At 59.0% G+C, this 18770-nt stretch carries 18 protein-coding genes and 1 pseudogene; 10 read left to right on the top strand and 9 right to left on the bottom strand.

The features are described 5' to 3' along the window. The 3 genes from L53_RS05870 to L53_RS05860 form a co-directional block, all read left to right on the top strand. Window positions 1-368, top strand: a 368-nt coding sequence (locus tag L53_RS05870; protein ID WP_034813157.1) for a HisA/HisF-related TIM barrel protein, incomplete at its 5' end; no start/stop codon positions are given. Between the two features lie 69 nt (window positions 369-437). Further along, on the top strand, window positions 438-923 hold the full coding sequence (locus tag L53_RS16960; RefSeq protein ID WP_156947835.1) for a hypothetical protein: 486 nt from the start codon (window positions 438-440) through the stop codon (window positions 921-923). Then, window positions 916-1674: a hypothetical protein gene (locus tag L53_RS05860; RefSeq protein WP_034813153.1), complete on the top strand. Its 759-nt coding sequence runs from the start codon at window positions 916-918 to the stop codon at window positions 1672-1674. The genes L53_RS16960 and L53_RS05860 overlap by 8 nt, the downstream gene beginning before the upstream one ends. A gap of 645 nt (window positions 1675-2319) precedes the next feature. Here the strand turns inward: L53_RS05860 and L53_RS05855 are convergent. The 4 genes from L53_RS05855 to L53_RS05840 form a co-directional block, all read right to left on the bottom strand. Further along, window positions 2320-3078: a GGDEF domain-containing protein gene (locus L53_RS05855; RefSeq protein ID WP_051607648.1), complete on the bottom strand. Its 759-nt coding sequence runs from the start codon at window positions 3076-3078 to the stop codon at window positions 2320-2322. A 175-nt stretch (window positions 3079-3253) separates the two neighbouring features. Further along, the gene (locus L53_RS05850) at window positions 3254-3442 is read right to left on the bottom strand and encodes a hypothetical protein (RefSeq protein WP_034813151.1); all 189 of its coding nucleotides are present in this window, start codon (window positions 3440-3442) and stop codon (window positions 3254-3256) included. Window positions 3443-3514: 72 nt separating this feature from the next. Next, window positions 3515-3715: a hypothetical protein gene (locus L53_RS05845; protein WP_034813149.1), complete on the bottom strand. Its 201-nt coding sequence runs from the start codon at window positions 3713-3715 to the stop codon at window positions 3515-3517. 164 nt (window positions 3716-3879) lie between these two features. Then, window positions 3880-4092 (bottom strand): hypothetical protein, encoded by a 213-nt coding sequence (locus L53_RS05840; protein WP_034813147.1) that lies wholly within the window; start codon window positions 4090-4092, stop codon window positions 3880-3882. Window positions 4093-4238: 146 nt separating this feature from the next. Here L53_RS05840 and hisF point away from each other — a divergent pair. Together hisF and L53_RS05830 are read left to right on the top strand one after the other, a co-directional pair. Then, window positions 4239-4972, top strand: a pseudogene (gene hisF / locus L53_RS05835) (imidazole glycerol phosphate synthase subunit HisF). 82 nt (window positions 4973-5054) lie between these two features. Further along, on the top strand, window positions 5055-5471 hold the full coding sequence (locus L53_RS05830; protein ID WP_034813145.1) for a GFA family protein: 417 nt from the start codon (window positions 5055-5057) through the stop codon (window positions 5469-5471). Here the strand turns inward: L53_RS05830 and L53_RS05825 are convergent. Next, window positions 5468-6283 (bottom strand): crotonase/enoyl-CoA hydratase family protein, encoded by an 816-nt coding sequence (locus tag L53_RS05825; RefSeq protein ID WP_034813143.1) that lies wholly within the window; start codon window positions 6281-6283, stop codon window positions 5468-5470. The two genes, L53_RS05830 and L53_RS05825, sit on opposite strands and share 4 nt — an antisense overlap. Window positions 6284-6392: 109 nt before the next feature. Here L53_RS05825 and hisE point away from each other — a divergent pair, with 109 nt between their 5' ends. Continuing rightward, complete coding sequence (gene hisE / locus L53_RS05820; RefSeq protein WP_051607647.1) at window positions 6393-6740, top strand: phosphoribosyl-ATP diphosphatase; 348 nt, start codon at window positions 6393-6395, stop codon at window positions 6738-6740. A 109-nt stretch (window positions 6741-6849) separates the two neighbouring features. On the opposite strand, the gene L53_RS05815 is transcribed toward hisE, so the two are convergent. Continuing rightward, window positions 6850-7587, bottom strand: coding sequence for a DUF6065 family protein (locus tag L53_RS05815; protein ID WP_034813140.1), 738 nt, complete (start codon window positions 7585-7587; stop codon window positions 6850-6852). Window positions 7588-7645: 58 nt separating this feature from the next. Here L53_RS05815 and L53_RS05810 point away from each other — a divergent pair, with 58 nt between their 5' ends. Then, a complete protein-coding gene (locus L53_RS05810; protein ID WP_034813137.1) occupies window positions 7646-8155 on the top strand; it encodes a prolyl-tRNA synthetase associated domain-containing protein in 510 nt (169 codons plus the stop codon). An 82-nt stretch (window positions 8156-8237) separates the two neighbouring features. On the opposite strand, the gene L53_RS05805 is transcribed toward L53_RS05810, so the two are convergent. Beyond that, window positions 8238-10745 (bottom strand): TonB-dependent receptor, encoded by a 2508-nt coding sequence (locus tag L53_RS05805; protein WP_034813134.1) that lies wholly within the window; start codon window positions 10743-10745, stop codon window positions 8238-8240. 265 nt (window positions 10746-11010) lie between these two features. Here L53_RS05805 and L53_RS05800 point away from each other — a divergent pair, with 265 nt between their 5' ends. Further along, window positions 11011-12519 carry a sulfotransferase gene (locus L53_RS05800; protein ID WP_051607646.1) on the top strand — a complete coding sequence of 503 codons (1509 nt, stop codon included), beginning with the start codon at window positions 11011-11013 and terminating at the stop codon, window positions 12517-12519. A 62-nt stretch (window positions 12520-12581) separates the two neighbouring features. After that, a complete protein-coding gene (locus L53_RS05795; RefSeq protein WP_034813132.1) occupies window positions 12582-13598 on the top strand; it encodes an aldo/keto reductase in 1017 nt (338 codons plus the stop codon). An 82-nt stretch (window positions 13599-13680) separates the two neighbouring features. On the opposite strand, the gene L53_RS05790 is transcribed toward L53_RS05795, so the two are convergent. Then, window positions 13681-16134, bottom strand: coding sequence for a DNA translocase FtsK (locus L53_RS05790; RefSeq protein ID WP_034813129.1), 2454 nt, complete (start codon window positions 16132-16134; stop codon window positions 13681-13683). A gap of 272 nt (window positions 16135-16406) precedes the next feature. On the opposite strand from L53_RS05790, the gene L53_RS16955 reads away from it, so the two are divergent. Beyond that, window positions 16407-17414: a fasciclin domain-containing protein gene (locus L53_RS16955; protein ID WP_051607645.1), complete on the top strand. Its 1008-nt coding sequence runs from the start codon at window positions 16407-16409 to the stop codon at window positions 17412-17414. A gap of 83 nt (window positions 17415-17497) precedes the next feature. Here the strand turns inward: L53_RS16955 and amt are convergent, their stop codons facing one another. Further along, a complete protein-coding gene (gene amt / locus L53_RS05780; RefSeq protein ID WP_084333159.1) occupies window positions 17498-18763 on the bottom strand; it encodes an ammonium transporter in 1266 nt (421 codons plus the stop codon). Window positions 18764-18770: the final 7 nt, after the last annotated feature.

Below are 18770 nucleotides of genomic sequence, written 5' to 3'. Positions count from 1 at the left end.
GGGACCTGCCGGGGCAGGTCGTGGTCGGCATTGATGCCAAGGACGGCATGGTCGCGGTCGAGGGCTGGGCCGAGACCAGCGACATGAAGGCGACCGAACTTGCGAAAGCCTTTGAAGGCTGCGGCGTCGCGGCCATCGTCGCCACCGATATTGGGCGCGACGGATTGAAGACCGGCGTGAATGTTCCGTTTACGGCAGAGCTTGCCAATACAGTCAGCATCCCGATCATCGCCTCCGGCGGCGTGGCGAGCGTGGACGACATCCGCGCCCTGATCGCGGCAGATGCGCCGATTGCGGGATCTATATTGGGGCGCGCGCTTTATGATGGGGATATTGATGTGGGAGAGGCTCTAAGCGAAGTAGAATAATTTTACGCTAATACCTTGCAATCTCGGTAAATAAGTCATGATTAGGGGGTGACGTTAAGAGAGTTGTATTTGGCAGAGAAGCGACTTGTTCGTGATCTCACTTGGAAAGGTGAAGGACGCGGGCTCGTTGCACGTTCACCGCTCGCTATAGGCAGCACCACGATTGAAGGACTTGAATTGATGGTCCGCGCCACGACTCCGCTCCCCGACAGGGACGTCCGCTTTATGCTAAGGTTGTCGAAATCTCCATCTGATATCCATCTTTTGGAACGCGTGTGCTGGAGACCCAAAAAGCCCCACAACAACAAAGGATTGGGACCTGAAGAATATCGCTATGTAGTACAAGAAGGCAGTCATGTTCATGATATGTTCTTGAACTGGGATGAAGAGACTGATAAGATGAACGAAGCGAATTTGCCCGTGGCTGTTCCGGCCCTCATAGACGGTTTTTCCGTCGAGGCCGCATTTGAATTTGCTCTGGCGCGCTTCAATATTGACCCTGAAGGTTTCAATTTTGAACCACCGCCTTGGGAGAGGGGCCTGTTCGATGAATAGTAAATTGATCAGAATTGATGGCGAACTTCGCATGGCAGCAGAGAACGCGCTTGCGAAATTGGTGCGCGTTGAGCACGAATTTGACCGAAGCAACATTCTACTTCCTATCTGGACTAGTGGCGGCTCCCCGATCGAGATAGCGATTATGCGAGACAAGGAAGGCTTTTTAGTTGGTGATTCAGGTGAGACGTTTCGAGAAGCGGAAGAATTTGGCGGACAGGTTTCATTCGCTAGGCAAGCTAGTAAATACGCTGCCGAGTATGGGCTTGAGTACGGTAAAAAGACCATCTTTCTGAGGAACGTCAGTATAGATCGGTTGCCCGGTGCAATCTGTGTCGTGGCTGAGGTCGCAAAGCTCTCATATGATGCCGCCGCAGCCAAAGCCGCTGAAACTAAAGACAAGCGCCTAGCTGAAATGTTTCATGATCGACTAGTTCGAATCTTTACTCACAGTTCTGTCTCAAGAGACGTCTCCATTATCGGCGCATCAAGTCACGAATGGCACTTTTCTAACGTTGTCACCATAGGGCAAACCCGAACTATTTTTGAACCTGTCAGCCCAATTGCAAATTCGGTTTATTCCGTATTCGCTAAGTTTCAGGACGTTCGGCTTTTGGACGCTGCACCAAGCCGAGTTTCGGTAGTTCAGGAACGCGGCGTCATGGGAGACTACTACGCCTTGTTGGCGCAGACGTCGAATGTCATTGAGACTAGTATCGACGACACTGAAATTCGCCAATTGGTCGCCTAATTGAACTATCCCCTCTCTTTCAAACAGCACCAAAAGTCGGACTGGCCTTCACCATCCGGGGATCTTGGGGTCGGCCCCTCACGGAACCGTCGGCGCAGCGGGCGCCGTGGCGCTCCGCCGGATGATTTGGAATGGCTACGGAATGGAGCGTTACCGCCCGCCGCGCCGGACAGGAGTTTCGGCGAGCACCCGCATGGGGGCCCATGGTCCCGGGTCTTCGTTACCGGCGCCGCGCGAACGATTCCACCGTGCTTTCACACGCATGGCTCATCCGGGGATTTCTCCCGTGCGACCGGACGAGGCGGATTCCCAACCGAGCTTCCTCGGCTCACCCTGGCCTGACCTGCCTAGGGCCGTGCAGGACCGTCTATCTCCCGCCCAGCCCATCCTGTCCCTGACCTCACAACCAGAACGGTACCTGATCCGGCTCCCGTGAGAGCAGATGCTTAGTATGGGGCGGGGAGTTCTCAGACGGATAGGGAGCGCAAAATCCCAGCTCCGAAGATACCTGCGAAGGCGGGTATCCATCTCCTGAAGCTGCCTCATGTGCATGGGTAGAAGTCCCGAGATGGACCCCTGCCTGCGCCGGAGAAGTGGTGAGTGGAGGCCGAAATGTGGGACCGCTTCTGCGCTTGGAAAGGCAGCCTAGGCCGCGAACATTTCCGGGTCGCTGTCGGGGTGGTCAAAGCTCATTGCGCGATTCTTGCCGAAGCGTTTGGCGGCGTAGAGCCCCTTGTCGGCGCGCGATAGCAGGGTCGAGATTTCACGGCTGTCATGGTCCTTGCAATAGCCGAGGCTGATCGTGACGGTCAGTTCACCTATCGGAGTCTGGATCGGTTCGGCGGCCACATCCCGCACCAGCCGACCGAGCGCGCGATAGGCCACGACCTCGCTGGAGAACATGCCCGCAATGGAAAACTCTTCCCCGCCCAGACGGGCGACGAGGCAATCCTCTGGCACTTTTGCGTTCAGCCTGACCGCGATCTCTCGCAGGACATGGTCGCCCACATCATGGCCGTGGGAATCATTCACCCGCTTGAAATTGTCGATGTCGGCAATGGCACAGAAGAAGGGCCGTCCGACGAAATGTGCGCGGGTCTGGAGCTGGCGCGCAGCCTCGAAAAAGGCGCGCCGATTGGGCAGGCCGGTCAGCTCGTCCTTGTGCGCGATCTTGTAATTCTGTTCGGCCAGACGATAGATCCTGAGCCGGGTGCGCAACATGATGAAGCTGAGCGTGGGGCAAATGATCAAAGGCAGGATCGTGGCAAATGCCATCGCCGCCGGGCCGCTGATCGAGCCATAGGCCTGGATCCAGAGATAGACGGGCGTGACAACGCACATCAAGACCAGAAGCGTGACCAGCACGCCGAGCCGTATGGCCCAGGCAATATTTCTATCAGGCATCCGCAACAGCGCCCCTCCCACACGAGACCTTTCGCAGAACGCTGTTAAGATTGCCGCTCACCGGGCGCGTAAATCGCGCCGGTCCCGTTAAGACCCTGCTAAGCAACAGGATGGGGGCGGACAAAAAAGACCGGCCCTGTTGGGGGCCGGTCTGTTGTCGTTATTACAGGAAGGCTCAGCGCACCGCGCGCCGTGGCTTGTTGGCCACGCTGGTGACGTGTTCGGACACCGCCGGAATAAGGCGCGGGCCATTATGGGAGCGGCGGCCCATGAAGTTCAGGGCCGCGCGTTTGGCGACTTGCCCAGCGCCAGCCGTGAGGGCGGCGGTTGCGGCGGCGATGGCGGCTTGTTTCCAGAGTTTCATGGGCGAGCTCCTTGTGCGTTATGGGATTACCCTATCAATGCGCGCGACCGCCTGCCGGTTCCGCGATATCACCTAGCGACGGCCCAGCACGGGCGGCATCATGCGGCGTGTGCGCAGGGCATGGGCGATATCCGAGAGTGCCGACGCATCGGGGGCGCGATCAAACTCGCTAGCGCCGAGACGCGCATGGCGCAGGCCCTGACGCAGGAAGGTTTCTTTCGGGTGCGTTGCGGCCGCGTCGGCGGCCCGGCGCATGGTTTTGGAAAGATTCATATCTTGTCTCCCTTGCTTTGTGGTGCGAGGGCGGGCGGAGGCCCGCCATGAAGGAAGTATAGCACAGGAGGCGCAGCGACTTGAGTGAAACCCTTGTCAGGATGGCATGCATGAAAAAGGGCCGCATAGGCTGCGGCCCCTGTTTCATCTGTCGGTCTGGCCTATCAGTGCGCGGTGACCGGATCGCCATGGGGGCTGGAGACGCCCTTGTGCTGGCGGAACTGGCTGGATGTGTCTGCGCCGTTCGTGGCTTGCGTGTTGCTTTCATCCTGGCGGCGCTCGCGGAGGAATTTGCGGCCGTATTTCTGGCCGGTAAAGGCGGCCCCTGCAGCGCTCAGGACTCCAGCAGCGATCATCAATTGGTTGCGGCGTTTCATAGGTGGGTCTCCTGTGGTTCGCGTTGTACATGCGCGGCAGAATTGCCATCGCATTCCCCCAATCAATGCATAGCCCCGCCCCCCTGTTCCGTTACATACCTGCAAGGCGCTTCCCTTCCGGGCGCGTGGACGCTAAAGCCCACCTCATGAGCCTGAAGACCCGCATCATTCCCTGTCTCGACGTGAAGGACGGCCGCACCGTCAAGGGCGTCAATTTCGTTGACCTGAAAGACGCGGGCGACCCGGTGGCGCTGGCGAAAGCCTATGATGCACAGGGGGCGGACGAGCTGTGCTTTCTCGACATTTCCGCCACGCATGAGGGCCGGGGCACGCTGATGGACATTGTCTCGGCCACGGCGGAACAATGCTTCATGCCGCTGACTGTGGGCGGCGGGGTGCGCAGCGCGGAAGACCTGGTGGCCTTGTTGCGCGCGGGCGCCGACAAGGTGGCGATCAATTCCGCCGCCGTGGCTGACCCCGGCGTGATCGCGCGCTGCGCAGCGAAAGCGGGAAGCCAGGCGGTCGTCGTGGCGATAGATGCGCGCGCCGTGGGCGACCATTGGGAAATCTTCACGCATGGCGGGCGCAAAGAGACCGGCATTGATGCGGTCGCCTTCGCCAGGGAAGCCGAGGCGCGCGGGGCCGGGGAAATCCTGCTGACCAGCATGGATCGGGACGGCACCAAATCCGGATACGACCTGCCCCTGTTGAAAGCAATTACCGGCGCGGTGAAGGCAAGGTGGAAGACCTCGCCCCCGCCGTGATCGAGGGCGGGGCGACGGCGGTGTTGGCTGCCTCGATCTTCCATTTCGGCGAAGCGACGATTGCCGAGGCCCGCGCCGCACTGGCTGCCGCCGGAGCGCCTGTCCGCCCCCTCTGACGAAATCGTCACAAAGCCTTCAATTGAGATGTTGCCGCATTGGCGTAGTCTGGCCTCCTTATACAAACAGGAGGGAACGATCATGAAAGGCCATTGTCTATGCGGCGCGGTGACGATCACGGTGCCAGACATCAACGAGGTGGCAGTTTGCCATTGCGCGACGTGCCGACGCTGGGGCGGCGGGCCGCTGTTCACGGTCGACCATGACGGCAAGCTGGAGATCAAAGGCGAGGACCATATCGCCGACTACCAGTCCTCGGACTGGGCCGAGCGGGCCTTCTGCAAGACCTGTGGCAGCCATCTCTACTACCACCTCAAATTTCACGACCATTTCGCCCTGTCGGCCGGCCTGTTTCAGGAGGCCGACCTGTCAAAGCTGTCGCAGCAGATCTTCATCGACGAGAAAGCCGCCTATTATGATCTGGCCAATGACACGCCGATGCTGACGGGCGAAGAAGCCTTTGCCGCGTTTGAGGCCGCAAATGGCGAGAGCGACTAGTCGGTAAAGGCCGGCTTGCGCTTTTGCATCTCGGCGAACACCGCTTCCATCTGGTTCGGTGTACGGATGATCTTGTCCTGCTCGACCGATTCCGCCATCAGGAGTTCCGCGTCGGTGGCATCCTGCATGGAATTGAAGATGCGTTTGGAGGCCTTGATCGCGTCCGGGTTCTTCAGCGCGATTTGCTTGGCGAGCGCCATCGCATCATCCAGCGGATTGTCGGAGACATGGGTGGCAAAACCCATTTCCTGCGCTTCGGTGCCGTTGAAGATGCGGTTGGTATAGGTCAGTTCGCGCAGCACATCGTCACGGACATTGCCGCGCCAGAGCGGGAAACCCGCCATGTCGGGCACGAGGCCCCATTTCAGTTCCATGATGGCGCAACGTGTGTCTGGATGGACGAAGCGAATATCGGCGCCGGAGAGAATCTGAAAACCACCCCCAAAGGCCACACCATGCGCAGCGGCGATGACCGGCGCCGGAATCTCACGCCAGCCCCAGGCGACATATTGCGCGCGATTGGCGATGCCGTGCGTGCGGTCAGACAAGGTGCTCTTGCTGCCGGTGACGCTCTTGGACCCGTCGCTTCCGGAATCGCTGCCGAGGCTGGACAGGTCCAGCCCGGCGCAGAAGGCGCGGCCCTCACCTGAGACGACCACGGCGCGCAGGCCCTTTGTCTCTTTCAGCTGGGCGATGGCCTCATTGATGCCGTCAAACATGGCGGGGTCGAGGGCGTTCATCTTGTCAGTGCGGATGAAGCGAACATCGGCGATGCCGTCGTCCAGCATGGTAATGGAGACCCGGTCTTTCATGACATTCTTCCTGATCTGGTGGCGTTTCCTGAGGTTAAAGTGCGCCAGTAAGGCCTCGCGTCAAGCGCCCGCGCTTCCTCACGTCGCGTAAGTGCGCTAAGCCAAGGCCATGACAGATCTCGGCTCCCCTGACCGCCTGGCTGCGGCCCTCGCCCATCTCGGCACCACGATCGACGCACGCGCCAAGGAAGGCGACGCATCCAGTTCGTGGACCGCAAAACTGCTGGCCAAGGGGCCGGAAGCCTGCGCGGAGAAAGTGCATGAAGAAGGCATGGAGCTGGCCGAGGCCGTGCGCCGCGAAAGCGATGCGCATGTGGCAAGCGAAGCCGCCGACGTGCTCTATCATGCTTTCGTTGCGCTGCGCTCGCGGGGGGTGAGCCTCGACGCGGTGGCCGCGGCGCTGGAAAAGCGGCAGGGCACGAGCGGAATCGATGAAAAGGCGGGGCGGGCGGGCTAGACCAAGCCCGCGCTTATGCTTCGACTTCGCTCAGCATGAGCGCTTCTAAACTACGATCCTTACTGGACTCATCCTGAGCGAAGTCGAAGGATGTTTGGCAAACAACGCCTTAGGACACCTCTTTCGGCGCTTTCAGGCGGCGTTTGGTTTGGTGGGTATCGGCTTTGTCACCCGTGGGTTTTTCGCCGCGCATATAGTGGCGCTGCCAGCGTTCCTTCATGGCGTTTTCTTCGCCTGTCTTGAGGCGCTTGTTGAAGTCTGACCGGCTTTCGGTCCAGGCATTATATTCCTTCACCAATTCCGTGTTCGAGCGCAGCAGCTTCCGCTCCGGCTCGATCTCTTCCAGCTTCTTGTGCTCCATCAATGTGATGAAGGCGAAGGGCTCGTCCTTTTCGAAGATCACTTCGCCGGGACGTGTCATCTGCCAGTTCATCGTGAAGGGGAAGGGCAGCCAGTCGGTCTCGACCAAGCCCGTCAGCGGATAGATGCCATCCTTTGGCCAGTTTGGCGGGCCCGTGACCCAGACGCCCCAGCCGGGCGGCGTGCGGAACAGGTGCCCGGTATGGAAGGTGACGATGCCCCGCATGAAATGCGCATCGGCAAAGCTGGAAATTGCGTTCGGATCGCCGCGCGTCAGGATCTGAATGTCTTCATTGCGCGTGCCGCCATTCCATTTGATCTTGATGTCCATCGGGCAGAGCAATTCCCAGCCGGTGGAATTGGCCATGGTCAGCGGCAGGCAGCGATAGGGATGGCGATCTGTGAAGGCGTCCATCCAGTCGCGATTGGAGCGCGCGGGCACCATTTGTGGCGCGACGTCGTAGATCTTGTAGCAATCGAGATGCATGAAGCGGTATCCAGAGCAGTGCTTGACGGGAGGCTAAAGTCTTGGCCCAAAGGACGCCATGACCGCAACCCCTGATGATCTCTTTGCCTATCTGGATGAATTGGGCGTCGCCCAAACAACACATTGGCATGATGCCGTGTTTACGGTGGATGAGGGGCGGGAGTTGAAAGCCTCCATGCCCGGCGGACACACCAAGAACCTGTTCCTGACCGACAAGGATGGCGCCATCATCCTGATCGCGGCGGAGGCACATTCAGAGCTGAAGCTGAACCGGCTTCATCGCCTGATCGGCACGCGGCGGCTGTCGTTTGGTTCACCCGATCTGATGGAGGAGGTACTCGGCGTGACGCCGGGATCGGTGACAGCCTTTGCCCTGATGAATGACACAGGCGGGCGCGTGCGTTTCCTGGTCGATGCCGCGCTGATGGCGCACGACCCGGTCAATTTCCACCCGCTGACCAATATCGGTACGACGGCGATTGCGCGGGATGATCTGGAGCGGTTTGCCCGCGCGACGGGGCATGGGTTTGAAGTGGTGGACTTTACCCAATTGCTGGACGAAGTCTGAAAAAGGCCAGGCCTGAAACAGGGAGGGGCCGCCCATGACAGGCGACCCCGGGGATTGACCTTTGGAACAGTCAGGAAGTTGACTATTCAAACGTATATTTGAACCGCACACCGATCGAACGCGGCGCGCCGACATGGGTGTAGTAGGTCCGTTGATAGACCGGGCCGCCCGCATCATCGGACAGAACCTGATTGTAGAGATTCGTGCCGACGACGCCGGTCTCGTAAAACTCGTCAAAGAGGTTGTTGACGAAGAAGGTCGCCTGCCAGTCGCCCGTGTCATATACGGCAGAGACATTGGTCAGCCCGAAGGAATCGAGCGTCAAACCATCGCCGAGGCCACCCGTGCGGCTGAGCACATCGCCCTGCCATGTGTAGCCGGCATTGAAGGCAACTTCCGCGCCATTTTCGAGCGGCATGACATAGGTGCCGAAGATTGCGAACTGATCTTCCGGAGAGCCGGGCAGGCGGTCGCCGTCGCTGCCGTCCAGCAAGACCGATCCGAAGCCCGGAGGCGAGATCGTGCCGACAAGGCCCGGTGCATCCGCGGTGAGCGTTGCTTCGGAATGACTATAGCTGCCGCGTACGGAGAGGTTCTCATTGACTGCCCAGGCGCCATTGACCTCAAAGCCTTTGGACTCCGCGCCTTCGGCATTGACCGTGATCGGAATGGACGCGTTGATCGTGGCCGAACTCAGCTGCGGATCGGTCCACTCGATATAGTAGACTGCGCCGTTCAGAGTGACCCGCCCATCCATCAGGGTCGACTTGAAGCCAAGCTCGTAATTGGTGGTCGTGTCAGGACCGAATTGCGATTCGTCCCGTGTGGAAACGTCGCCAGCGCCCGGTCCGAATTGCTGTCCCGGCAGAAGTGCACATGCGCCTTGCTGGTTGTTGGTCGGATCATAGGCCGGGCAAACGCCAATACCGTTCGAGTTACCAATCCGGTAGCCTTCGCTGACCGTGAAGTAACCGAGAACGTCATCCGTCACCTGATAAGAGGTGTTGAACTTGAACAGGGTGCCATCATCAGACTGGCTGGTCCGCTCTGTGCCATTCGGGCTGCCGGCTGCGAAGTCAGACTTCAGGCTGTCTTCCATGTCGCTGATGCCAACGGGCTGGAGATAGTTCGGGCCGCTATCGAAGAGCGGGAAATCGACATCGCTGAACGATTCCAGATCATACTCATAATAGCGCCCCCCGACCGTGACGGTCCAGCGGTCGGTGATGTCAAATCCAACTTCCCCAAACAGCGCTGCTTCTTCCAGTGAAGAATAGAACTGGGAATAGTATTCCAGATCATCCGGGCGGTCGAAGCCGACATAGTCCGCATATCCCGGCGTGTATTCCTGGGAATAGGAGGTCACATCGGAATTGTTGTAGAACGCACCGACGATCCAGTTGAACCGGCTGTCAGTCGTCGAAACGAGACGGACTTCCTGGTTGAATGTGTTTTCGCGGCCCTTCTCATGCGTGAAGGAGGTGAAGGTCGGGAACAGTTCATAGCTGTATTCGAGCGAGATCAGGAGGTCGGTCTGGTCGCGCTGGCCATTGTCGTCGAACCGGGAATAGCCGGTTGCGGAGGTCAGCTCCGCAAAGCCGAGATCGGCTGTCAGCTCAAGCGCCAGCAACTGGTTGGTAATCTCGTTCGGTTCTTCGACACGTTTGGCCAGTTCGTATTTCCCGGTCTGGAGCGTGTTGCGCCAGCTGGAGCCCTGACGGCCATCGATTTCGGACTTCTGGTAATAATAGGTCGCCGTCCCATCGAGCCACTCAGTTGGCTCCCAGCGCGCAGCGAGGCGGCCGGAAACGGTCCGCTCGCCATTCGCATCCGTGACGCCGCGCAAATTGGACGCAACATCAGTCGGGTCAGAAAAATCCGGGTCCGGATCGGACACACCGATTTCCTGCACGATGTATGGATAGTCGATGAAGCCGGAATCGTCTTCGTAGTCGACCGAACCACGAATCGCAAAGTTTGGCGCAAACGTCTTGTTGAAGGTCAGGCCCGTCTCATAGCTGAGCGATGCTGCTTCGGAGTATTTTGAAAATTCCGAACGCACTTCCAGAAGGTCGCTGTCAAAATCCGGCTTGTTCGGAATGTAGCGGATCGCGCCGCCAAGCGTACCGGCGCCGTAAAGTGTGCCTTGTGGCCCAAGCAGGACTTCCACGCGCTGAAGGTCATTCAGCTTGAGATCCACAAAAAGCGGGATCTCGCCGAGATAGGTGGCAACCGTGCCGCCGCCATCATTGTTGCCGTCACCGGAGCCGAGGCCATCTGCGTTCAGACCACGAACAATGACGGGGTTGCCCTGACGGCCGCCGCGATCAACGACGTTGATACCCGGTACATAAGCCAGCACATCTGCCAGTTCGTCGAAGCCTTGCTCTTCGATCTGCTCGCCGCCAAGGGCCGCGATGTTCAGCGGGATATCCTGGACGCTTTCGGCGCGGCGGGTGGCGGTGACCGTAATGGTCTGGGCGCGCAATTCGCTGTCGCTGGACGATTCTTCCTGGGCGCTGGCACCCATGGCAAGGCCTGTCGCAAGCACGACAAGACTGGTTTGCCGTAGTAGACTGGATTTAGACATTTGTAGAAACTCCTATAGTTCCTACCTCACCTCCGACATTAGGAAGCAGGGAAGAATTTGGCACAAGCGACCGTCCCACACGGCAGCACGTTTATGTCCTTGGCGTAATATTTTTGGCACAGAATTGCGCCTATACGGCTCAGTTGTAGAATGAAGGAACAATGCACTGACCAAAAACTGGGCATCTTCGCCAAATATTGGGCTACTGGACCGGGCGGCGAGCCATCTGGAAAAGAAGGCTTACAGGCATGCGCATGCCGACTGCATGGAGGCGCTGAAACGCGACCCCGGCGAGCCGCGCGCGTATTATCTGCTGGGCATCCTCACGGCGGACCACGCCAATCATGCCAAGGCCATAGACCTGTTTGATCGTGCGCTGACACTCAGCCCACAGCGTCCTGACGTGCTCGCCCAAAAAGCACGCAGCGAAATGGCACTTCTCAGGCGCGAATCGGCTGTACGTTCTGCGGATGCCGCCGCCGCGCTCGCGCCAGATGACGCCTTGACGCTCGATACGCTGGGCGTCGTGTACAGCCGCGCCGGGCTGCATGACCGTTCTCTGGATTTTTACAAGCGGGCTACGGCGACTGCCCCGGACGTCTCGGCCTACCAATACAATCTCGGAGCGGCGCTTCAGTTTGTCGGGCACATGGACGAAGCGCGAGAGGCGTATCGCAGATGCATCATGCTGGATCCTGGCGAGACTCGCGCCCTGGCCGCAATCGTCCAGATCACGAAGCAGACCGAGGACGACAACCAGATTGCTGAATTGAAAGCTGTGTTCCCATCTGTCGCTCACAAAGCTGATGATGCGCTCCGTGTCGGCCATGCACTCGCCAAGGCCTATGAGGATTTGAACCAACCAGCCGAAGCAATGGGCTGGCTGGCAAACGCCAAATCAGCCAAATGGGCCGCGGTGCAGCACGATGCCGCGTTTGATGATGCCGTCTTCGACGCGGCGAAAGCGACGAAACACCTGCCGCTGATGGGTGGCCATTCCAGCGCGCAACCCATTTTCATTGTCGGCATGCCGCGGACGGGAACCACCCTGGTCGACCGGATCCTGTCGAGCCATAGCGAGGTGACTTCGGCCGGAGAACTCGCCGATTTCGGGATCAGCCTGAAACACCTGTCAGGCACCCGATCGAAATACGTGCTGGATGTCGAAACGCTGGCGGCGGCCGGGCAGGTAGACCAGACCGAGCTTGGCCGGATGTACATGCAACGCGTCGAAGCCACGCTCGGCCTGAGTGGGCGGTTCATCGACAAGCTGCCACTGAATGCGATTTACGCCCCCATCATTTTGGCGGCCCTGCCGGAAGCGCGGATCATCTGCCTCAGGCGGCATCCGGCGGACACAGTGCTCAGCAATTACAGGCAATTGTTTGCGACGCAGTTTCCCTATTACGACTACGCCCTGAACCTGGAAACCACGGCGCACTATTATGTCGGCTTTGACCGCATGATCCGGCATTTCAGCGAGACGCTTCCGGCAGGCCGGTTCACACAGGTTCATTATGAAGACGTGGTGGGCGACATCGAGGCCCAGACACGGAGATTGCTCGAGTTCTGCGGCCTGCCATTTGAGGCCCAATGCCTGGAATTTCACCAGAATGCCGCGCCGGTTGCGACCGCCAGTTCCGCGCAGGTGCGCGAGCCGCTCTATACCCGGGCGCTGGCCCGATGGAAGCGGTACGAGGCGCAGCTCACCCCGGCGCTCGATATATTGGAAGCGGCTGGCTGCATCGATGCCGCAGAGCGGGATATCCCCTAGGGCAATACTGGCCATTCCAGCCCGACGCATTAGTGTCTTCCCGATAAGAGGGAGTCACCGCCATGAAACACCGCCGCCTTGGCAAGAGCGCCATTTACGTATCCGACATCTGCATGGGCACGATGACTTTCGGCGCCCAAACGGACGAAGCCGAAGCCCACAAGATTCTTGATGCCTGTTTAGAGGCCGGGATCAATTTCTATGACACCGCCGAGAACTACCCGGTGCCGCCAAAGCTTGAATGGGCTGGGCGGACCGAGGAAATCTTTGGCCGCTGGATGAAGACCAAAGACCGCGACCGCCTGATCGTGGCGACGAAAGTGTGCGGGCCCTCGCATGGCTGGATCAAGGGATCGCAGCGCGGCGAGATGACGGCGCTGGACCGGCACAATATCCGCCGCGCCATCGATGCCAGCCTGACCCGGTTGCAAACCGACTATGTGGATCTCTACCAGACCCATTGGCCAGATCATGGCACGGACTTCGACGAAACGATGGAGACCCTTGATGATCTCGTTCGCGAAGGAAAAGTGCGCATCGTCGGCTGTAGCAATGAAGATGCCTGGGGCCTGATGAAGAGTATCGAGACCTCCAACCGGCTCGGTACGGTGCGCTATCACACGATTCAGAACAATTTCAGCCTGAACAATCGCCGCTTTGAAGATGCATTGGCCAAAGTGTGTCGCCGCGAAGGTGTCAGCCTTATCCCTTATTCGCCGTTGGCAGGGGGCGTCTTGTCCGGCAAGTATCAGGATGGTGCCCTGCCCGAAGGCGCGCGTTTCTCAGCCTATTTGCAACATGGCGGGCGTCAGACCGTCATGGCCGGGCGGTTCGTCAACGAAAAGTCACTCGAATCCACGCGGCGCTTCATGGAAATCGCGAAGGAAGCGGGCATGGCGCCCGTAACGCTGGCCACGGCATGGTCGAAGCAGCATGATTTCGTCGCCTCCACCATTGTCGGCGTGTCGAAATTCGATCAGTTGGCCGACATTCTCGCAGCCGCAGACCTGGAGCTCTCCGCAGACGTGATGGAGGCGTGCGATGCCGTCACCAAAGACCAGATGTATCCAATGGGCTAGGGCCCGCAAATGAAATGAGCCCCCACCCGCTTCTGCGTCGGATGGAGGCTCGTCCTTTGTTTCCCACCAAAGTTCGTGGGATCTATTCGGGGCTTGGCCGCGCGCTTGCGAGAACTTCGCGCTTGCCGGCATGGTTCGGCGCAGAGATCGCGCCTTCTTCTTCGAGGCGATCGATTACGCCTGCAGCCTTGTTGTAGCCAATCTTGAGGCGGCGCTGCAGATAGGAGGTCGAGGCGCGCTGGTCGCGAACGACGATGGCAAGCGCCTGGGAATAGAGATCGTCGTCTTCGTCGCCGGTGCTCGTCCCGAGCATGGCATCCATGACGGCAGACCCCGTGGAGCCATCTTCGGGCGCTTCGAGCACGTCCATGACATAGTCGGGCTCGCCTTGTTCCTTGAGCCAGTCAACGACCGAGCCGACTTCCTCATCTGACACGAACGGGCCATGAAGGCGCTGGGATTTCTTGCCGGGGGCCTGATAGAGCAGGTCGCCCATACCGAGTAGCTGTTCGGCGCCTTGTTCGCCCAGGATCGTCCGTGAGTCGATCTTGGTCGTGACCATATAGGAGATCCGTGTCGGGAAGTTCGCTTTGATCGTACCCGTAATAACGTCCACGGATGGTCTCTGTGTTGCCGTGATCAAGTGAATACCAGCCGCACGGGCCATCTGGGCGAGGCGCTGGACACAGCCTTCAATTTCCTTGCCTGCGACCATCATCAGGTCGGCCATCTCGTCGATGACAACAACAATATTCGGAATATGATCCGTTGGCAGAGATTCGGTTTCGTAGATTGGCTTGCCGCGCTCATCAAATCCGGTCTGGACCTTGCGAACAAGTTCGTCGCCATTGGCACGGTACTTGGCGGCCTTGTCATTGAAGCCAGCGAGGTTACGGACGCCCGCTTTTGACATCAGCTCATAGCGGCCTTCCATCTCGCGGACGGTCCACTGCAGGGCGTTCACGGCCTTCTTCGGATCCGTCACAACCGGCGCCAGCAAGTGTGGAATGCCCTCATAGATCGACAGTTCGAGCATTTTCGGATCGATCATGATGAAACGGCACTGTTCCGGCGAGTGACGATAGAGCAGGGACAGGATCATTGCGTTGACGCCGACCGACTTACCCGAGCCCGTCGTACCCGCGATCAGCAAGTGGGGCATCTTGGAAAGGTCGACCACGGTCGGCACGCCGCCAATGTCCTCGCCGAGCGCCATGGGCAGGCTGGCCCGCGTGCCAACATAGGCTTCGGCCTGAAGCAAGGTGCGCAGGTAAACCGTGTCGCGGTCTTCATTTGGCAGCTCGATGCCAATCGCATTCTTGCCGGGAACCACCGCCACACGCGCAGAGATCGCGCTCATCGAGCGGGCAATATCGTCCGCAAGAGAAATCACACGGGAGGATTTGACGCCCGGAGCAGGTTCCATTTCGAACAGCGTAATGACCGGGCCGGGACGCACTTCCTTGATGCGGCCGCGTACACCGAATTCCTTCAGGACGTCGGTCAGGCGCGCGGCCTTCTCGAGCAGCGCATCTTCGTCCACCGTATCGCCGCGCTCTTCCGGCATCTGGAGCAAGTCGATCGAGGGCAGGCGCGTGGATTTGCGGCGGCGGTCCGATTTTGTCACACGGGGTTGGCTTGGCAATTTCGGCTTGGAGACGGGTACGGACAGGCGGCGCGTTTGAATCGGCGCGATCCCGTCATCTTCGTCTTCATACAGGTCTTCATCATCGAGTGACGTCTCGTCTTCCTCATCATAGACTTCGTCTTCGTCATCATAGGAGTCCGCGTCGACATATTCGTCGTCGCCCTTGATGACGCGTGCGCGTCCCGTGTCGTGATCGACGTCCAGCTCCTCGTCATCCAGATCACGCGGCTTCGGCTTGAGGAAGGACACAACCGATACCAGGAAGCCGCCAATGCCGGTGGCCTGACGTGCTGCATGGCGTCCGGACTTGGTCGCAGCCTGATGAAGAAGGTGTGCGTCGCGGCGTCGGAAACCCAGTGCCGACAGGGCGGCCCAAGCGGAGGCCGCGCCCAGGACGGCGCCCGCCCATGTGTTCGGAGATGGCAGCAGCAGCGCGCGGAACGGCATGGAGGCATAATAGAAGAGTGCATCACCCACGACGCCGCCAAGACCCGCCGACAATGGCCAGCTTTCCGGCACAGGCCAGGCGGCAAAGAAGGCGGCCGACAGTGGAACGAAAGCGAGGCCCGTCATCCACCGGCGCACGCGCGGCACGCCGATTAGCACGGTGCGCATGGCGCCGCCGATCATCATGGCAAGACCCGCTGCCCAGGCAGACCAGCCAAGCATTTGGCGGGACAAATCTGCGAAAATCGCACCGGGGCCACTGAACAGATTCTGGACTTCTGCATCGGTGGCCGCGTTCCAGCTCGGATCGCTCGGCATGTAGGAGCCCACGCTACCGCAGATGAAGACGCCTATTCCGAATGCCGCTGCCCCTGTGAGAATCCGCCAGACCGGATCGCTGACGCTCGGGATATCGTCTTCGGTATAAACATAGTCTGTCATGAGGTGGGGCTGCTCCACTTGTGTCGCGGGAGCCCTCACTTTGACCCAATACGCTTAACGCCCGGCAAATGCCGGTAAAACTTCTGCAGGAAGGCCGTTAATCTTTTCGACTTTGCGAAAACCGGCTCAAAACGCCCAAATCGTCGTGATTTGATCTGAATCAGCCAGACTGATCTCGTATCTGCACGCGTATGTATTCTCCGTAATATAAGGAACCAGAGCCTCCACGGCCTCATTGATTGCGTGAGACCAACACCAAAGGAGAGCTCGATATGAAACGCACACTGATTATCCCCGCTACCATCGCCCTGTTAACGGGTATGGCCGCAAACGCGCAGGAACCTAACACAACAGACATGGACGTTAACGCCTCCGCCGAAATGGAAGAAAGTTCTGATGTTCAAAACATTGACGAGCTGTCGATTGACGAATTGAACGCACTTCAACTGAAGGTTCTGAAAGATCCGGCGGCATCCGACGCCACCAGCGATGTCCTCTTCACTGTCCAGTCCGATATGGATGTACCTGAAGAGACTTCTGCTGAATCCGACGACACAATGGTGATGGCACAGGCTGACACGACCACGAACGCGGAAATGAAGGCTGAGCAGACGACCGGTGCCACAGAAACATATGATCCCGCTATTACCAATCCGGAACAGACAGACCCGGCAGGCGACACGAAATCCTATGAGTGGGACGAGACGCAATCTGCTGACGTGACGACTGATGGCTCCGCTGAAGCAAATATGGACGCTTCGGTAACCGCAGAGACTGATATGGAAGTAGAGCCCGAAATCGGTATGGGCGGCCCGGACTATGCGTCAGAAACCGAGGCCATGGCTGATCTCGCCATGAAGGGCACGATTTCCGATATCGCCTCGGAAGATCCTCGCTTCACAACCCTGGTCGCTCTTGTAGAGCAGGCTGGCCTGACCGGTGAACTGGATAGCGACACCAAATACACAGTGTTTGCGCCGACCAATGCGGCTTTTGAAAAGCTCGACCCCGAGCTGGTTTCAAAGCTGAAATCTGGTGAAGCAAATGACAAACTGACCGCAATCCTCAAAGCACACGTGGTCGAAGGCGAAACCCTGAGCAGCGATATCGCCAATGGCGAAATGAATGTCGCTACGCTGGCTGGCTCTGACGTCGCCGTCACGAAGACGGACGACAGCGTGATGATCGACAATGCCACGGTTGTGGCGGCTGATATCCAGGCTTCGAACGGTGTTATTCATGCCGTCGATACAGTGATCATGCCGGACGATGAGTCCTAAGGACTGATCTTGCCCCGCAAAGACCAATAAAAAGCCCCGACAGATTGCTCTGCCGGGGCTTTTCGTTGGGTACTCTTATGAACCTAGTTCGCAAATTCCGGATAGGCTTCGAGGCCGATTTCTGCCTTGTCGAGGCCCATCTCTTCTTCCTCGGCCGTCGGACGCACGCCGATGGTGAGTTTCAGGATGTACCAGACAATCGAAGAGGCGATCATCACGAAGACACCGGTCAGAACCACACCAACCAGCTGGCCAAGATAGCTTGGGTCACCCGCTTCATTCGGCGCGATGGCGTTCGTGTAGGAGAATGGGACGATCATCGTGCCCCAGATGCCGCAAACGAGGTGAGCCGGAATAGCGCCGACCACATCATCGATTTTCAGCTTGTCGAGCAGTGGCACGAAGATCACGACCAGGACGCCGCCCACACCACCGATCAGGACCGAAGCCAGCATGCTTGGTGCAAGCGGTTCTGCCGTGATGGACACGAGGCCACCGATAGCACCGTTGAACACCATGGTCGCGTCGACCTTGCCCTTGTAGAGGATGGCAGTCGTGAACATCGCCGCCATCACGCCGCCCGCTGCTGCGAGGTTTGTGTTCGCAAAGATCTGCGACACGGAGTTGATGTCTGCGGCCGTACCGGCTGCCAGTTGGGACGCACCGTTGAAGCCGAACCAACCGAACCACAGGATGAATGTACCCAGTGCGGCGAGCGGGATGTTGTTGCCCGGCATCGGATTGACCTGCTTGCCGAAATACTTGCCGATGCGAGGCCCGATGATGATGGCACCTGCGAGCGCCGCCCAGCCACCGGTCGAGTGGACCAGCGTAGAACCAGCGAAGTCGGAGAAGCCCCATGCGGAGTCGAGGTAGCCTGCACCCCATTCCCAGGACACGACGACCGGATAGATGAAAGCGGTAAGAATTGCGGTGAAGATCAGGAAAGGCCAGAGCTTCACGCGCTCTGCCACTGTACCGGATACGATGGACGCAGCTGTTGCGACAAACACCATCTGGAAGAACCAGTCGGAGGCCGGGGCATAGCCTGCGTCGCTTTCGACGCTCAGATCGCCACCATCCCAAGGTCCGGGTGTGGTGCCGAGCAGGCCGCCAATCGATTCAGCCGGATAGGCCATGTTGTAGCCGACGACCCAGAACATGAGACCGGCAATGGAATAGAGTGCGACGTTCTTGGTGGACTGCATGGCGGCGTTCTTGGAACGCACAAGCCCTGCTTCGAGCATGCAGAAACCTGCTGCCATCAGCATCACGATGATACCGCCGATCAGAAACAGGTAGCTGTTGTCGACATAGGCGCTGGCGCTTCCCGCTACGCCCTCTTCCAGCGCGGCA

It is taken from the genome of Hyphomonas sp. L-53-1-40 (genome assembly GCF_000682775.1).
Lineage (GTDB): Bacteria > Pseudomonadota > Alphaproteobacteria > Caulobacterales > Hyphomonadaceae > Hyphomonas.
This window is presented reverse-complemented; position numbering and strand designations above follow the sequence as displayed.

Bases quoted from the DNA above. Each gene is read 5' to 3' on its own strand.
- L53_RS05860 (WP_034813153.1), top strand. From the start codon at position 916: ATGAATAGTAAATTGATCAGAATTGATGGCGAACTTCGCATGGCAGCA.
- L53_RS05855 (WP_051607648.1), bottom strand. From the start codon at position 3,078: ATGCCTGATAGAAATATTGCCTGGGCCATACGGCTCGGCGTGCTGGTC.
- L53_RS05850 (WP_034813151.1), bottom strand. From the start codon at position 3,442: ATGAAACTCTGGAAACAAGCCGCCATCGCCGCCGCAACCGCCGCCCTC.
- L53_RS05845 (WP_034813149.1), bottom strand. From the start codon at position 3,715: ATGAATCTTTCCAAAACCATGCGCCGGGCCGCCGACGCGGCCGCAACG.
- L53_RS05840 (WP_034813147.1), bottom strand. From the start codon at position 4,092: ATGAAACGCCGCAACCAATTGATGATCGCTGCTGGAGTCCTGAGCGCT.
- L53_RS05830 (WP_034813145.1), top strand. From the start codon at position 5,055: ATGAAAGGCCATTGTCTATGCGGCGCGGTGACGATCACGGTGCCAGAC.
- L53_RS05825 (WP_034813143.1), bottom strand. From the start codon at position 6,283: ATGAAAGACCGGGTCTCCATTACCATGCTGGACGACGGCATCGCCGAT.
- hisE (WP_051607647.1), top strand. From the start codon at position 6,393: ATGACAGATCTCGGCTCCCCTGACCGCCTGGCTGCGGCCCTCGCCCAT.
- L53_RS05815 (WP_034813140.1), bottom strand. From the start codon at position 7,587: ATGCATCTCGATTGCTACAAGATCTACGACGTCGCGCCACAAATGGTG.
- L53_RS05810 (WP_034813137.1), top strand. From the start codon at position 7,646: ATGACCGCAACCCCTGATGATCTCTTTGCCTATCTGGATGAATTGGGC.
- L53_RS05805 (WP_034813134.1), bottom strand. From the start codon at position 10,745: ATGTCTAAATCCAGTCTACTACGGCAAACCAGTCTTGTCGTGCTTGCG.
- L53_RS05800 (WP_051607646.1), top strand. From the start codon at position 11,011: ATGGAGGCGCTGAAACGCGACCCCGGCGAGCCGCGCGCGTATTATCTG.
- L53_RS05795 (WP_034813132.1), top strand. From the start codon at position 12,582: ATGAAACACCGCCGCCTTGGCAAGAGCGCCATTTACGTATCCGACATC.
- L53_RS05790 (WP_034813129.1), bottom strand. From the start codon at position 16,134: ATGACAGACTATGTTTATACCGAAGACGATATCCCGAGCGTCAGCGAT.
- L53_RS16955 (WP_051607645.1), top strand. From the start codon at position 16,407: ATGAAACGCACACTGATTATCCCCGCTACCATCGCCCTGTTAACGGGT.